Annotated in this window: 13 protein-coding genes; 10 read left to right on the top strand and 3 right to left on the bottom strand. The window is 59.3% G+C overall.

Annotated features, from left to right (window positions below):
* Nucleotides 1-2 precede the first annotated feature (2 nt).
* Together CLV84_RS14115 and CLV84_RS14110 are read left to right on the top strand one after the other, a co-directional pair.
* Nucleotides 3-1,484, top strand: a complete 1,482-nt coding sequence (locus CLV84_RS14115) for a hypothetical protein (protein ID WP_104420426.1) — start codon at nt 3-5, stop codon at nt 1,482-1,484.
* Between the two features lie 62 nt (nt 1,485-1,546).
* The gene (locus CLV84_RS14110; protein ID WP_104421191.1) at nt 1,547-3,136 is read left to right on the top strand and encodes a M28 family peptidase; all 1,590 of its coding nucleotides are present in this window, start codon (nt 1,547-1,549) and stop codon (nt 3,134-3,136) included.
* A gap of 16 nt (nt 3,137-3,152) precedes the next feature.
* Here CLV84_RS14110 and CLV84_RS14105 read toward each other — a convergent pair whose 3' ends face one another.
* On the bottom strand, nt 3,153-4,439 hold the full coding sequence (locus CLV84_RS14105) for a Pycsar system effector family protein (RefSeq protein WP_104420425.1): 1,287 nt from the start codon (nt 4,437-4,439) through the stop codon (nt 3,153-3,155).
* A gap of 59 nt (nt 4,440-4,498) precedes the next feature.
* Here CLV84_RS14105 and CLV84_RS14100 point away from each other — a divergent pair, with 59 nt between their 5' ends.
* From CLV84_RS14100 to CLV84_RS14090, 3 genes are read left to right on the top strand one after another with little or no spacing between them, the layout of a single operon-like run.
* Nucleotides 4,499-4,879, top strand: a complete 381-nt coding sequence (locus CLV84_RS14100) for a YkvA family protein (RefSeq protein ID WP_104420424.1) — start codon at nt 4,499-4,501, stop codon at nt 4,877-4,879.
* Between the two features lie 60 nt (nt 4,880-4,939).
* Nucleotides 4,940-5,479: a hypothetical protein gene (locus CLV84_RS14095; RefSeq protein WP_146088816.1), complete on the top strand. Its 540-nt coding sequence runs from the start codon at nt 4,940-4,942 to the stop codon at nt 5,477-5,479.
* Between the two features lie 12 nt (nt 5,480-5,491).
* A complete protein-coding gene (locus tag CLV84_RS14090; protein ID WP_104420422.1) occupies nt 5,492-6,547 on the top strand; it encodes a PspA/IM30 family protein in 1,056 nt (351 codons plus the stop codon).
* A 44-nt stretch (nt 6,548-6,591) separates the two neighbouring features.
* Here the strand turns inward: CLV84_RS14090 and CLV84_RS14085 are convergent, their stop codons facing one another.
* Nucleotides 6,592-7,635 carry a trypsin-like peptidase domain-containing protein gene (locus tag CLV84_RS14085; protein ID WP_104420421.1) on the bottom strand — a complete coding sequence of 348 codons (1,044 nt, stop codon included), beginning with the start codon at nt 7,633-7,635 and terminating at the stop codon, nt 6,592-6,594.
* Between the two features lie 87 nt (nt 7,636-7,722).
* Between CLV84_RS14085 and CLV84_RS14080 the strand changes: the two genes are divergently transcribed.
* The 5 genes from CLV84_RS14080 (at nt 7,723) to CLV84_RS14060 (ending at nt 14,128) form a co-directional block, all read left to right on the top strand.
* Nucleotides 7,723-9,498, top strand: coding sequence for a MutS-related protein (locus tag CLV84_RS14080; RefSeq protein WP_104420420.1), 1,776 nt, complete (start codon nt 7,723-7,725; stop codon nt 9,496-9,498).
* Nucleotides 9,499-9,500: 2 nt separating this feature from the next.
* Nucleotides 9,501-10,517: a UDP-glucose 4-epimerase GalE gene (gene galE, locus CLV84_RS14075; protein WP_104420419.1), complete on the top strand. Its 1,017-nt coding sequence runs from the start codon at nt 9,501-9,503 to the stop codon at nt 10,515-10,517.
* Nucleotides 10,499-11,281, top strand: a complete 783-nt coding sequence (locus CLV84_RS14070; protein WP_211295256.1) for an MBL fold metallo-hydrolase — start codon at nt 10,499-10,501, stop codon at nt 11,279-11,281. Before galE ends, CLV84_RS14070 begins: the two co-directional genes overlap by 19 nt.
* Nucleotides 11,282-11,394: 113 nt before the next feature.
* Complete coding sequence (locus CLV84_RS14065) at nt 11,395-13,248, top strand: OstA-like protein (RefSeq protein ID WP_104420418.1); 1,854 nt, start codon at nt 11,395-11,397, stop codon at nt 13,246-13,248.
* A gap of 133 nt (nt 13,249-13,381) precedes the next feature.
* Complete coding sequence (locus CLV84_RS14060; protein ID WP_104420417.1) at nt 13,382-14,128, top strand: hypothetical protein; 747 nt, start codon at nt 13,382-13,384, stop codon at nt 14,126-14,128.
* 2 nt (nt 14,129-14,130) lie between these two features.
* Here the strand turns inward: CLV84_RS14060 and CLV84_RS14055 are convergent, their stop codons facing one another.
* Nucleotides 14,131-15,021, bottom strand: a complete 891-nt coding sequence (locus CLV84_RS14055) for a glycoside hydrolase family 73 protein (protein ID WP_104420416.1) — start codon at nt 15,019-15,021, stop codon at nt 14,131-14,133.
* Between the last annotated feature and the right edge of the window lie 178 nt (nt 15,022-15,199).

Here is a 15,199-nt window from a genome sequence, read left to right as displayed (position 1 = left end):
TAATGAAACAAGAAAATCACCCATTTGACGAACTGATCCGGCAACGGATCGCCAGCCTGCCACCGCCCCCAGCGGGTGGCTGGGAGACGTTGAGCGCCCGCCTCGACGAACGGGCCCACGACGAAGCCGTGGCCGAGAAGCTGGGAGGGCTCGCCCCGGCAACACCTCCACCTGGTAGTTGGAACGCCTTCGCTGAAAAACTGAATACGGTGGAAGCCGACGGCGAGCGAGCCATGGACGCCGTCGTAGCTTCCGGGCTACAGCGGGCCGAGCCGGTCACCGTCTCCGGATGGACCTTGCTCGCCGCCCGCCTGGAGTTGATCGGCAGGCGCCGGGAGATGATCACCTGCCTGAAGATCACCGAGGCCACCCTACTGCTAAGCTTGCTCCTACTCTACGCCCGATTCGGTCACCGTTTCGGCCCGGGTGAATCGGCTTCCCCCTACGCGGAAGTCAATGCTTCCGCCTTTCCGCTTCAGCCCGGTTTCGATACTCCACCACCCGTACTGAATACTCTCGACGGCACCACTGGCAGTGACCTGTTCCCAGGACAGCTAACTGCCGAAAGGCTACCGGCACCCATCCCACAGCTCCCGGGTTCGACTACGATTCCCGCGCTTGTCCAGGCCAATTCGATGCCATCCGTTCGGTTGCGCCCATCGGTCGTTGAACCCCTTGCTAATGGGATCGAGCCGTTGCAGAAAAGGTCTCCCCGATTCATCCCCCTGCCGGATCTTTCTGGCGTGCTCGGCAACGACCCCGTTCGGTACTACCTCAACGGTTTCGTTTCCCCTCTCGACCTGAATGATGTAGTTACCCAGGAAAACGCCGCCCTCGGCATCGAGGCCCACCACAAGATCACTACCGGCTTTAGCGCCGGAGCGCTTATCGAGGCCGTTCAGGGCAATAACGCGCTCCAGTTCGGGCTCATCTACGGCCAACGTTCGTACGTGCCGGCCAAAATCCTGCTAATCGAGGAGGATACCAGCGGCATCCAGCAGGAGCACCAGATCCGGTACAGCCGCCTGACCTACCAAACCGTATCGATTCCCTTAGGTTACCAGCGGGAAATCTCCCGTTCGGAAAAATGGCGGGTATCGGCAGGGGTGGGCATGGCCATGAACGTGGTACTTGGCTCGCAAGTGAAGCTGCCCCCGGACATCACCCTGGCAGACCTTAATGAGATCATCAACCGGAATGCAAAAGGTGTTGGTGGGCGGGAAAGCGCTGGAACCAGCGAAATCCTCGACCCCACCCAGGGTTTCTTCCAGGGGGGCGGCCTGCTGGAGAACAGCAGCCTGTACCTGAGCGGCAACGTGCGCGTGGAGCGCCTGCTCACCGACCGCTGGAGCATCTACTTCTCTCCCACGGTCGGCCGTCTGCTGACCATTCGGGAAAGCGACGGTGGCCGTGGCCCGCTGGAGGATCGGATTCACAATACCATGCTGCGCTTCGGCACCCGTGTCCGGCTGTCGGGCGAATAAGTCCGACCGTTAAATTTATCTTAGCGCGGCAACCCGTGGGGCCTGCGCTACATTTGACCTTCATGATCCGAATTTTGATCGCCGGAGCGCTGCTCCTCTCCCTAACCGGCAACGCCCAGGAGCGTGCGACCCTACCCACCACCGACGAACAAGCCCGGCAGCTCGCCGCTACCATCACAACGGATGACCTCCGGGAACACCTCACCATCCTCTCCGCCGACGAGATGGAGGGCAGGGAAACCGGCGAACCCGGCCAGAAAAGGGCGGCGGCCTACCTGGCTTCCCAGCTGCAAGATCTCGGGATACCACCGGTAGTAAATGACACCGGGTACTTCCAGACCATCAAGTTCAGCCGGCAAAACTGGGATACGGTTGACATGCGGCTCAACGGCGAACCGCTGCGCCACCTGTGGGAATTCTATAGCTCACCCAGCAAAAATGCGAATCGGGAAACCGTCACGGTGAACGAAGTGCTGTTTCTCGGTTATGGAATCGATGACCCGGCCTATAGCGACTATCGCGGTCACGACGTCGCGGGCAAGACCATCATCATCTTTGCCGGAGAACCCCGCGGTCGCGACAGCAATTTTTTGCTCTCCGGCTCCAAGGACCCGAGCGAATACAGCCTCGACGATGGCCGCAAATTACAATCGGCCTACCAGCACGGGGTGGAAACCGTCATCGTCATCGATCCCGCATTTAAGCAAAACGTGCAGGACGTCAGGCGGGAAACGCTGGACGGCCAGATGCGCATGACGGATCGTACGGAAGCCGAGCGGCAGGAGGCTAATAACGTCTACGTGACGCCCGCCGTAGCCAAGGAAATGCTCGGCAAGGAATACCGCAAGGTGATTAAAGCCCGAAAGCGCATCGAACGCAATGGGAGACTCCGGCCGGTGGCCGTTCCCACGGCAATTCAGCTGACCCAACGGAAAAACGTACGGGAACTAATCGGGGAAAACGTCCTCGGCTACGTCCGGGGTACCGATCCCCGGCTCGCCGACGAGGTGCTGGTCGTCAGCGCCCACTACGATCACATCGGACGCCGGGGAGATGCCATCTTCAACGGGGCCGACGATAACGGTTCCGGCAGCAGTACCGTCCTGGAGGTAGCCGAAGCCTTCGTGGAAGCCCAAAAGGCAGGCATGGGGCCACGCCGGAGTGTGCTCTTCCTTTGGGTGAGCGGGGAAGAAAAGGGCCTGCTTGGTTCCGAGTATTACGCGTCCCACCCGGTATTTCCGCTGGAGTACACGGTAGCCGACATCAACGTCGATATGGTTGGCCGGGTCGATCCCGAACACGAGGGCAATCCCAATTACATCTACGTAATCGGCAGCAACCGCCTGAGCACCGAACTCCATAACATCAACGAAGCGGTCAATCGGGACTTTACCCAAATTGAGCTCGACTACAAGTACAACGCCAAGGACGATCCGAACAACTTCTACGAACGGAGCGACCACTACAACTTCGCCGAGCGCGGCATCCCCAGCGTCTTCTTCTTTAACGGTACCCACGCCGACTACCACCGGGATACCGACACCATCGAGAAAATCAATTTCGATAAGATGGCGCGTATCGGACAGCTTATCTTTTACAACGCCTGGCAGCTTGCCAACCAGGACAAGCGGATCGAGGTGGACGTCAAATAGCGGCTGCGGAGCGAGGCTACAGCCCGAACCAACCGCTCCCGAAGAGTACCCCGCCCTGGCGGTTGTCGAGCACGGCCGCGAGGATGAAGGCGAGTACAGCGAGGATAATGCCGTACAGGAACACATTGTAGCAGATCCGTAAGAAGGCATACTTCTGGGCCAGAACCACCCCGAGGTAATAGAGATCGCGGGTCATGCTGGAATAGAGAAAGTCCTCATCGCGGATCATCTCCATCATGCCGAAGTGGAAATCCTCCAATTGCATATTGTAGAAGTTGCCGAAAAACAGCAGGTTGCTGCGGCGCGCCTTTATGTCTTCCAGGCTGCTTTTCCCTTCGGTCACCTTCGGGCGGGTTGCCTGGATAGCGTAGAACAGACTGCCCAGACACGCTGCCACCAGGATGATCGTCGGGAAGGTGAGGTGGGGGTTGTTATCCAGTTTGGGGAACAGGTTGGCCGCCGAGATGCTAAGGATGATCGCGTTAACCGATAGCATGATGTTCGCCTTATTATCGGCAATGCTGCTCAGGTTTACGTGGGTCCGGTAGGTAGCGCGGTACATGGTTTCCACCCCACGACCCGGCTTGAACTCGTCTTCGTCATTCCGCGCTTTTTTCTTTTTTAGCTTCTTTGGTTGCTTTTTCTTCTTGGCCTGCTTTAGTTCCAGCAGGCTGCCGGGCGTCTGATCGGGATATAAGGCTTCCTTCCGCTTATAGAGTTGTTTGACGTGCTTGCTTTTTCGCTCCCCGTAGATTTCCCTTGCTGCTTCGGTGTGGTATTCGTGGCTGAGCATGAACCCGAGTTCAAAATCGATCCACTCCTGGTCCGACATCACGATGGCCCGCGTCAGGGCAAACTCCTGACGTACACGACCGCAGCGATCCCAATAACTCCCCCCGCCGAGGTGGCTCAGATCGGCATCGCCAATAATCTGCTCGAGAAAGGTTTGCGGATCCTGGGGCATGCGCGTCGCCAGGATAGCCCCGCGTACGTCGTTGATAAGGTCCGCATCCTGGTCTTGCTCGGTGAGGAATCGCTCGGCGTTTTCGGCCCCGCGCAGCTCGTGATCTTCCCAACCCTCGGCGTAACCGGTATCGTGAAACCAGGCGGCCAGCTGAATGACCAGGCGGTCCCGCTCGTTCAGATCGTAGTAGCGCGCCAATTCGTTGGCGGATTCCACTACCGCGTAAGTGTGTTGGAAGTTGTGGAAGACGTAGCGCTCGTCGATACGATCGCGCATGTACCGCTCCACGTACGTCTCGACTTCCCGCAGTAATAATTCGGAATGGGTCTGGATCTCCATGTTGTAGTAATAACCGCTTAAGGGGTTTGTGCGTTTTAGCTTTAACTTTAGACCGTACCATGAAACTCGAAGCTTACCGCCGCTTTTACCGTCCCGGGGTATTCTGGAAAAAACTAACCCGCCTGGCCCGTACGTCAGGCACCGGTTTCGTGTACACCGCCCTGCTGCTATTCTACGCCTACGAAAGGGAGGACACCCCCAATTGGGCAAAACGGGTCGTACTCGGAGCGCTGGGGTACCTGCTGATGCCGCTCGATGCCGTACCCGATCTTACCCCCGTGCTGGGTTATACCGACGACTTTGCCGTACTTGCCGCCGGTCTGGCTACCGTGGCTGCTTACGTCGATAGCGAGGTTAAGCAAAAGGCCCGATCCAAATTGGCGGCCTGGTTTCCGGATGCCAACGAGGAAGAATTGCGGGAAATAGACGAAAAGCACTGATCGCCGCGTTCCCCTGAGCACCCGCGCCCGCCGCAACCCTCGGCACCTTACATTTGTCCCTTGAGTAAAGATCGCTACATGTCCGGAAGTAACAACCGATTCGCTAACGCGCTGATGAAAGCCCTGGAAAAGAAGAACCTGGAGGGCTTCGACTACCTTGAGTTCAAACAGTCGGTTGGTCGCCTCACGGAGATCGGAATGGACCTGGACACCGCGATCAATTCCGCCTTTATTACGGGTTCCTCGGTTGGGCTTACCAAGGATAAGCTGATCAAAACCGCTAATTATTACGCCGACGTACTGCAGGACGAAAAATCCCAGTTCATGCGGAGCCTGGAAAAGCACCTCGTCGACAACGTGGAGGGGAAAGCGAAGCAGACCAGCGAGCTGAAGAAAAAAATAGCCACCTGGGAGGCCAAAATCCAGCAATTACAGGAGCAGATCGACGCGGCGAAAACGCAGATCGAATCCGCCGATAGCCAGATCAGCGCCGCCCGCGCGAAGGCCGAAGAAAACCAGCAGGGTTTCGACGAGGCCCTGGAGGTGATCACCAATACCATTCGCAAAGACGTAGAAGACATCCGCCGCGTTCTCTCCTAAAGGCCTTCCCCGATGACACCTCCGGATACCTCGACCCGAAAATCATTCTGGCAACGCCCCGAGGGCGTTACGGGCTTGGTTTTTCTGGTGGCCATCCTAGCGGGGCTGGGCTTCCTGTTCACCACCTTTGCCGGCGTAATCCTCCCCTTTCTCTCCACCACCCTCGGGCTGGTCGTGGCCGGCGTTGCCCTGCTGGCCGTCGTTTTCGCCATCGCCGACCCGCGGACCCGCACCCTGTTCGGTTACCTCTATAAAAGCGCCATGCGGAAAGTGACGGGGCTATTCGTCAATATCGACCCGATCGGAATCCTCAAGACCTACGTGGAGGAGCTCGAAAGGAATCTCCAGGAAATGCGCAAGCAGATCGGTAAGATCCGCGGGCAGATGCGCCACCTGACCACCCTGATGGAAACGAACGAGGCGGAGGTTAAAAAGCAGCTCAAACTGGCCGCCCTGGCAAAGGAAAAGGGCAAAAACCAGCAAATGATCCTGAGCAGCCGCCGGGCCGCCCGCCTCCGGGAGAGCAACGAGAAGTATCAGGTGTTGCTCCGGAAAATGGAGGTGCTCAACCGCGTCCTGAACCGGATGCACCAGAACAGTGAGGTACTCCTCGAAGATACCCGCGACCAGGTGGACCTTCGCATCCAGGAAAGAAAAGCCATCCGCGCCAGCCACGGCGCCATGCAGTCCGCCATGAGCGTCATCAACGGCGACCCCGATCAGCGCGCCATGTTCGACCAGGCCATGGAGGCCATTGCCGAGGACGTAGCGAATAAGGTGGGCGAAATGGAGCGGATGATGGAGCTCAGCAACGACTTCATGGCCAGCGTCGACCTGCAAAACGGGGTGTTTGCCGACGAAGGCCTCCGGATGCTAGAGGAGTGGGAAAAGAAAAGTGACCTGTTGCTCAGCGAAGGCCACATCGAATTCGACCTCGACAAACAAAGCGCAACCAGCGCCCCCCAGGAGAACCTGAACCTGGAAGAACTGACCCGCCGCCCCGATCCTCAGGCCCGCGAGCGCGGTAAGGATAGTTCCGAATCCGGTTACGACCAGTTCTTTAGCTGATTTCCTACATCGCCGGGCACTGTAGCGGACCCGGCTTCCCCCCCCTACCAGCCCGCTCCGTACCGCTCCACCAGAATGTTATCGTAGGCGTCCGCCTGTTCGAAGAGGTATTCGAAGCGGGGCAGGGCCGTATCCACCGTCAGGTAGCGATCATAGATGAGTAGCGAAAGGATGATATCGCGGCCGTAAGTCGAAAAACTCAACTGCCGCGTAAGGGCGTTCTCCCGCAACAGGTAGGCGAAGAGGTCCGGCGAGGGCGCTTCGGGCAACTGACACAGGTGCGCATCCCCCGTCACCAGCCCGCTTTCCTCGTGGTAGGCGATCTGAATGGTGGCGCTACCCTGCCGAATGTTCCACAGGTTGGGCCCCCGCCGCGCCAGTCGCGGGTCGTGACCGCCGGCACGGATAATGGCTTCAATCGTTGCATTGACGCCGGTCGGCTCCGCGTCCTCGAGTTGCCCGGGGAGGATCAGCTCCGAGCCGCAGTGGGCGCAGCGTCCCCTTGTATGGCCATTTCCCTCGAAGGTCAGTTGACGACATTCGAAACAGCGGGTGGCCGGGCGTCCATTCCCGCCGGTGAAATCTTCCAGTACCTTACCCAGAACGGTGGCCGGCAACGCCAGCGTCCGCCCCTCGTCGTCGGGGGCATCCAGCATGTTGATCCCCAACAGCTCCCCGCCGACACCGTATGCCCCGCTACCACTTTGGGTGCTTCCCTGACGGGCGTCGTGCACGAAAAAAGCGATTCCGTGCCGCAGGAAGCTATCCTCCACTACCCTTCCGGTCGCTTCCCGCCGGTGCTCCCCGAAGTGCTGCCCCATGGCGGTCACGGTTTGCCCCACGCCGGGAAGGTGAGCGGCCAGCGGTAAAGGTGGCAGCTCGTTCGATTCTTGTAGACGCAGAAAAGCCAGGTCGTAATACGGGTCGAGGTAAATTACCGGTGCCAGCTGTTCGGCGGCTCCCTCGCCCCCGATAACGACGGAAGCACTATCCCGAACGACGTGCTCATTGGTCACGATCAACTTGTACTGCGGCAGGTAAATGCCCGTACCGGTGCTAAAGGGGGTGGCAACCTGGAAAACGTACATGTCGGGGCGGCTGATTATTCGACTGCCAAGGTAACGCTCCCCGCTCTACCGGCCGGCGGCCCGAAATTATATTGGCATCTTTGCGCCGTGAACGATCCGCGTATATACTACACCAGTCTGGCCGAGGAACGACGGGCGCGCGCTACTTTCCTCCAGCGGAAGTACGACCGCCTGGCGATCGTGCGGTTGGTCGTATTCTTCGGCCTGGTGGCCGGCCTGATTCTGGCCTGGTCGCACTCCTCCCTCGTCGGGCTCATAAGTTCCCTCATCCTCGTCCCGCTGGCGGCCTACGGGGTACGTTTGCACCTGGCCGTCGGGGGGCGGGCGACGGAAGCGCGGGTGCAGGCACTGCTCGCCGAAGGAGAGTTGCGGGCGTTGGCACACGACTTCGGGCATTACCCGGACGGGGCTGCGTTTTCACAGGCCGGCCATCCCTACGCGGTGGACCTGGACATCTTCGGCCCCTTCTCGCTCTATCAGTTCTTGAACCGGACCGTAACGGCCGTCGGCGCCCAACGGCTCGCCGATCACCTTTCCGAGCCGGCGGAGCATGGGGAGTCCGCCCGCCGGCGAATAGCGGGGAAGGCGTTGGCCGAGCACCCCGATTGGTGCCTCGAGTTCCGTACCCTGGGTGATGACCTGCAGGACGACCCGGCCTATGCCCGGCGATTACTCCAGTGGGTAGACCGCGCTCCCCGCGCCAGCGGCACCGATGTACGGATCATGCGGTGGTTGGCTCCCCTACTGACCCTGACGGGGCTCTGGTTCTGTTTTACCCAGTCGCCCTGGCAGCTGGGCCTCCTCTTCTTCGTTCCGGCTTTCGTGATGCTGCGCCGCTATTCGGAAATAGCCAGTGAGGAGCACGCCTACACCGCCGCTGCCGGAAAAATGCTCGGTGGCTACGCCCGCTTACTCGACCGGGTAGAGCATCGGTATCCCGGGCCGGTAAGCGGTGCCTCCCGCGCAACCGGGCGCTTAGCCTACCTCGTCAGTCAGCTAGACGTCCGCTACAATCCCTTCGTTTTCCTGCTGGAAATCAGCGGACTGTGGAGCCTACAGTGGTTGTACCAACTGGACCGGTGGCGGGACCGCCACCGGGGCGACCTGGAACGGTGGATCGACGAACTGGCCGACGTGGACGCCCGGGTTTCCTGGGCTACCCTACGGTTTAACCGGCCGACATGGACCGAACCGGAGCTGACCGATGCCCCCGTCTTGGAAGGACGGGGAATGGGTCACCCGCTATTGGCTCCGGACGGGCGCGTTACCAACGACATCAGCATCCATACCGACGGCCACATCCATTTGGTCACGGGAAGTAATATGGCGGGGAAGTCGACCTGGCTACGGACGGTGGGGATCAACGTGGTGTTGGCCCGGGCCGGCGGTCCCGTGTGTGCCTTGCACCTGCGCACCGCCGCCCTGCAAATCTGGACCTCCATGCGGACGCAAGACGACCTCAGCGAGAGTACCTCCAGTTTCTACGCCGAACTGAAGCGCCTCAAGGCGATCATCGAGGCGGTGAGCACGCCGGGGGACGCGGTGTTCTTCCTACTGGACGAAATTTTGAAGGGAACCAATAGTCGCGACCGGCATACCGGCTCCCGGGCCCTGATCCGCCAGCTGATCCGGGAAAAGGGAGCGGGCATCATTGCCACCCACGATCTCGAACTGGCCGACCTGGAACGGGAGGCCGGCAGCCGGGTGGAGAATTACGCCATGGAAGTTCAGACGCAGGCCGGCGAACTGGTCTTCGATTATAAATTACATCGCGGAGTAAGCCGTAGCTTTAATGCCACCGCCCTGATGGCGCGCATGGGCATCAAGATCGACCCGCAGGATATAAAATTAACCCACGACTAAGCATGAGCAAAGGAAAAATCTTGGTGACCGGCGGAACCGGCTACATTGGCAGCCATACGGTGGTCGATCTGCTGGAAAACGGATTCGACGTAGTGAGTGCCGACAACTACCACAATAGCACGGCCAGCGTACTGGACGGGATCGAAGCGATCACGGGGGTACGGATCGTCAACCACAACATTGACTTGGCCGACCAGGCCGCTACGGCCAAGCTGTTTGAGGAGCATCGGTTCGACGGGGCGATCCATTTCGCGGCCTTTAAGTCAGTGGGAGAAAGCGTCGAGCAACCGCTGGAGTACTACCGCAACAACCTGAACAGCATGATGAACGTCATGGACGGACTACAGCGGCAAGGCAGCAGCAACCTGGTCTTTTCGTCCAGCTGTTCCGTGTACGGCAACGCCGACGAGCTGCCGGTGCGGGAAACGACGCCTCGAAAAACGGCCGAAAGCCCGTACGCCCGGACGAAGCAAATGGGCGAGGATATCCTCTATGACTTTTGCGCCCACCACCGGGATTTCAAAGCCATTCTGCTGCGTTACTTTAATCCGGCCGGAGCACACCCCAGCGGAAAAATCGGTGAAAGCGCCGCGAACCCGGCGAGTAACCTGGTACCGGTCATCACGGAAGTCGGAGCGGGCAAACGCGATAAGCTGACGGTCTTCGGCAACGATTACGACACGCGTGATGGCAGCTGCGTGCGGGATTACATCCACGTATCCGACCTGGCCCACGCCCATACCCTGGCGGTGGAAGCCCTACTGGGCGAAACCGGCACCGAAAATCCCGCCCTGTACAACCTGGGCATCGGAGAGGGATTAACGGTACTGGAGGTGATCAACGCCTTCGAAAAAGTGAGCGGAAAAACCCTGAACTACGAGATCGGCCCCCGGAGGGCGGGAGACGTGATCGCCGTGTACGCCGACCGCAGCAAGGCGACCCGGGAACTCAAGTGGGAGCCCCAATACGACGTGGAAGACATTATGCGTACGGCCTGGGCATGGGAGGAAAAACGATAAGTCTGCAACTCCGGCTCTTGGGTACGGCCACCTCCCAGGGCGTACCGGTGATCGGATGTCACTGCGCCACCTGCCGCTCCCGCGACCCGCGGGACAAGCGGCTGCGGAGCAGTGCCGTACTCTCCACCGGCGCAACCAACCTCAACATCGACGCGGGGCCCGATTTCCGCACCCAAATGTTGCGGGCGCGCGTGGAGCAACTGGAGGGGATCCTGCTTACCCACGAGCACAACGATCATACGGCAGGGCTGGACGATGTCCGCCCCTTTTGTTTTATGCAGGAAATGGACATGCCGATCTATTGCCTACCCCGGGTGGCGGCGGAACTCAAGGAGCGCTTTGCCTATACCTTCGGTAATTATCCGGGGGTACCGCGGTTAGATCTACGGGAAGTTTCGTTCGGCGACGGCCTGCAGTTCGGGGAAGAGCGGTTACGGTTGCTGCGGGTACAACACGGAAACCTGCCGATTCTGGGATTTCGCATTCGTTCGCTGGCCTACCTGACCGATGTCAAAACGCTGCCGGATGAGACGCTCGACCAACTGTCGGGCCTCGATACCCTGATCATCAGCTGCCTCAATTACCACGGTACGCACAGCCACCTTTCCGTTGACGAGATGCTGGGCTACGCGCGGCGGATCGGGGCGGTCCGCACCGTCCTGATCCATATGAGCCACCGGGTGGGTCCGCACGCCGAATTCCAGGAAGGCTTACCGCCCGGTATTGAAGTGGGTTACGACGGCATGCTGATCGATATCGCCTGATCGCCGGATCGGTACCAAGGGGCGTTAATGCGCCGTTAAAGGGGGCAACCAGCTCCGCATTGGTCTTCCCCCACCCGTTTCCCCGGTAGCAACCGGTTACCTTTGCGCCGTTCATGATCCTACGACTCCTAATACTGGCTTTGGCCCTGGTCGGCCCCATAATTGCCTCCGGGCAGGGCCAGCCCGCGCCCGCGGGAAAGGAAGTAGTGAATATCGATCACGCGAACGTGCTCCGACTTTTGCAGAAAGGCACCGCCCAGCGCTTGATCGGAGAGGTCGAACTGAGTCAGGACAGCGTATTTATGTACTGCGACAGCGCCGAGCTCGTCAATGAAGTACAGCTGTACGCCTACGATAACGTCACCATTCAGCAGGGCGACAGCATTGCCGCTTTCTCGGAGTACCTGGATTACAACGCCGAGACCCTGCTGGCCAAACTGCGGCGGAGCGTGGTACTTCAGCGGGGGGAAACCGAATTGTTTACCGAAGAGCTCGATTACAACCTGGGGACGAAGCTGGCCACCTATCACACCGGTGGACGCATGACCAACGGCAGCACGGAACTCAGCTCCACCCACGGCTATTACTACGCCGATAACCGCAACGTTTACTTCCGCGATAGCGTGGTAGTGGTCGACGATCGTTTCGAGATGCGTGCCGATACCCTGCGCTACGACCTGGCGAACGAACGGGTGTATTTTCTCGGTCCGACCGTCATTCGCAGCGACACCCATAACATTTACTGTGAGTCCGGCTACTACGACGTGGCCCTTGACGAGGCGGTATTTCGGAAAAATGCCCAGTACCGGAGTGGCGAGCGACTGGCCGCGGCGGACTCCATCCGCTACTACGGCGATCGCGAACTCTACATTTTACAGGGAAACGCCTACGTAGCGGAAGGAGCATTCCAGCGAGCCACCGCCGACCGCATCGATTACTACCGCGCCCAGGATCGCTACCAACTGCAGGGCAACGCCACCGTAGTGGACTCCGTACAGACGGTGAGCGGCGATACCATCGACTATAACGCATTGACGGAAAGCTACGCGGTGAGTGGCGGGCGACCGCAGGTGTCCAACCCCCCGATGTTGCTCATCGCCGACCGTATGTATTCCGACGAAGTCACGGGCTTGGGAAGGGCTTCCGGTAATCTTATTTGGCGGGACACTTCCGCCGACCTGCAGATCGAAGCCGACGAGGCCGATTTCAACCAGTCTACCGGCTACCTCAAAGCCTACGGCGGCCGGCGGGGGCGGGCCTTGCTCACCACCCTCCTGGAACGGGATACGATGTACATGGCGGCCGATACCCTACTCTCCGTGCGTTCCGACGACGTGGATGCCAACGGCGATACGATTCGCTACCTGTCGGCCTACCACGACGTTCGTATCCTGAAAAGCGATATGCAGGCCCTCGCCGATAGCCTACAGTTCAACACCATGGATTCGATGCTGACGCTGTACAGCGATCCGATCCTATGGCAGGATACGAGCCAACTCACGGCGGACACCATCGATCTCTACCTCAAAAACAGTGCACCCGACCGCGTGCATTTGCGCCGCAACGCCCTGGTCATTACCTCGCCGGACCTGGTTTTTTTCAACCAGGTAAAGGGAAAGGACATCATCGCCTACTTCGACAGTAGCCAGCTCGAGCGTACGGAGGTGAAGGGAAACGCGGAAGCGATCTATTACGCCCAGGACGAGACGGGCGGCTACATTGGGGTCAACAAGACGGCCTGTAGCGCAATGGTACTCTACTTCCAGGAAGGTGGGGTAAACCGCATCAAGTTCCTCAGTTCTCCCTCCGGCCGGTTGGATCCGATGGACGCGGTCGATCATTCCGGTATGCGTTTAGATGGTTTTCGCTGGGAGGCCGATCGCAAACCCTTGTCGCTGGAGGATCTCTTCGATCCCCGATTACCCGTCGCCCCGGACGTGATGCTACTGGAAGCCCGAGAACGGTAATTACTTTTGTCCCATGCCGCGAGCCAGCCTGGACCTTAGCCGATACCTAATTCATTGCCATCCATCCCCCCCGGGGGCGGTCGACCATGCCCGATCCCGGTCGGGAACCAGGTTTGTTGGTTGGTGGGCGTGGATGCCCTATCTCCTACTGCTACTATTTCCCTTTGGCACGCGGGCACAAGTCGCCTACAGTGGCGCCGGGGCGCAGGAAGCCATTGCCGTCGGTGACTTCCGGCTTGCCGCTGCCATTCTAGATAGTCTGGAGACCGTCGGGGAAGTTAGTCCCAACTTTTACCTGACCCAGGGAAACGCCCACTTTGAAGCCGGCGAGCCCGGTCGGGCTATCCTGGCGTACGAGCGAGGACTACGGCTGCGTCCGGGACACCAGGACTTACAAAACAACCTTCGCTATGTGCGCCGGGAGGCAGGCATTACCGATTTGGACATTCCGGATTTCTTCTTGATTCGGGCGTGGCGCTCGGTCGGGGCGTTCCTTGGGACAACTACCCTCTTTACGGTGAGCATCTTGTGCTGGTGGCTGGCGGTTACCGGAGTGGTATGGTGGTACCTCCGGAAGGAAAACATGGAAGAAAAGCGCCGCTTTGCATTACTCCCCACCGCTCTCGGATTTGGCTTGCTATCGCTGCTACTTTTCGCGCTCGGGCATAGCCGGAGCGATTATCTGGCGCGTTCCGACGAAGCCATTCTGCTGGAGGAAGCCACCTTGCGCGTTTCCCCGACGGCTGAAGGCTCGGTAGAGGCCCAACTCACCGAGGGTGTCAGGCTGTACATTACCGATCGGGTCAACCAGTACGTCAAGGTTCAGCTTGCGGACGGAAAGACGGGTTACCTCCCCGCGGATCGCATCGGAACGATCTGATTTTATACCCCGGACCGGTCGTAGCGATCCAGCCCCAGATTCTCGATGATGGTCACGAGCTTATGCCCGTACTTCGGATCGGTAGCATAGCCACAGGCTTTCAAGCCATGGGCCCACTTGACGTAGTCATTGCCGTACTGCTTCAGCTTGGCATAGCGGGACGTATTCAACAGGATACTGTGCTCCCGGAAAGAATCGGCAACGGAATCGAAAACCCGGAACATGTCGTAGCGGGTGTCGTCGCCATAATTCCGGCACGTACATCCCAGGCACTTGGTCCGGCACTTGATACCGAAGTGATTGTTACTGTTTACGGCCAGCTTGCTGTCTCCGGCATTGCTTTCCAGCAGGGCTTGCGCCAGGGTGATGCTGGCGGGAATACCGTAGGCGCGCATTTCCCGGCGGGCGGCGGCCGCGTGGCGTTCAATGTAGTTCGTAACCCGTTGCTTTTTCCCACGTACGATTTCCGGGGCCAGCCCTTTTCGTTCCCCGTAATCGGGACTTAGCACGAGGGTCAGGTTAGGGATGTGTGGGGCGGGATCGTCGGTCCGCGCGACGCTGCTAAACTCATCGGGAGCATCGGTGGTACCGGGAGCGTCGGCAACGGCGTAGATACGGTCGGTGACCCGCGAGCCGGTGATACCGCGGGAAAGGCGGTTGACGGCTACGGTGAACCATCCGCCGATCCCGGCTTCGGCGATCCCGGCGGCATGCGGTGCGGGGAACCGTGGATCGTGGACATCGACTTCGACGGATAATCCCCTACTAATGCACACGTACAGGATGAGGGCGACCAGCGCCGCTTCCACGGCGTAATGAACGAGGTAATCGACGAAGCGGGCCATACGGCGGCCGAGGTCGGACGTAAAGGTAGAGGTGGGGGGAGCAGGCATGTCTTGCGTTGTTTGAAGGTGTGGGTATCGAATAAATTGGAACCTGCTGCCGGCCCGGAGGCCGCCCCAAAGATAGGACGGAACTTGAAATAAACAAACTATTTGTGTTTATAATTTATCTATTAAAACGAATTATATTGTCCTAGAATGCGCCCGCATTCCGGCAGTGCGCCTTGGC

It is taken from the genome of Neolewinella xylanilytica (genome assembly GCF_002934605.1).
Lineage (GTDB): Bacteria > Bacteroidota > Bacteroidia > Chitinophagales > Saprospiraceae > Neolewinella > Neolewinella xylanilytica.
This window is presented reverse-complemented; position numbering and strand designations above follow the sequence as displayed.

Coding starts and splice junctions, on each gene's coding strand:
- CLV84_RS14065 (WP_104420418.1), top strand. CDS start 11,395: ATGATCCTACGACTCCTAATACTGGCTTTGGCCCTGGTCGGCCCCATA.
- CLV84_RS14055 (WP_104420416.1), bottom strand. CDS start 15,021: ATGCCTGCTCCCCCCACCTCTACCTTTACGTCCGACCTCGGCCGCCGT.
- CLV84_RS14090 (WP_104420422.1), top strand. CDS start 5,492: ATGACACCTCCGGATACCTCGACCCGAAAATCATTCTGGCAACGCCCC.
- CLV84_RS14115 (WP_104420426.1), top strand. CDS start 3: ATGAAACAAGAAAATCACCCATTTGACGAACTGATCCGGCAACGGATC.
- CLV84_RS14085 (WP_104420421.1), bottom strand. CDS start 7,635: ATGTACGTTTTCCAGGTTGCCACCCCCTTTAGCACCGGTACGGGCATT.
- CLV84_RS14105 (WP_104420425.1), bottom strand. CDS start 4,439: ATGGAGATCCAGACCCATTCCGAATTATTACTGCGGGAAGTCGAGACG.
- CLV84_RS14100 (WP_104420424.1), top strand. CDS start 4,499: ATGAAACTCGAAGCTTACCGCCGCTTTTACCGTCCCGGGGTATTCTGG.
- CLV84_RS14110 (WP_104421191.1), top strand. CDS start 1,547: ATGATCCGAATTTTGATCGCCGGAGCGCTGCTCCTCTCCCTAACCGGC.
- galE (WP_104420419.1), top strand. CDS start 9,501: ATGAGCAAAGGAAAAATCTTGGTGACCGGCGGAACCGGCTACATTGGC.
- CLV84_RS14070 (WP_211295256.1), top strand. CDS start 10,499: ATGGGAGGAAAAACGATAAGTCTGCAACTCCGGCTCTTGGGTACGGCC.
- CLV84_RS14060 (WP_104420417.1), top strand. CDS start 13,382: ATGCCCTATCTCCTACTGCTACTATTTCCCTTTGGCACGCGGGCACAA.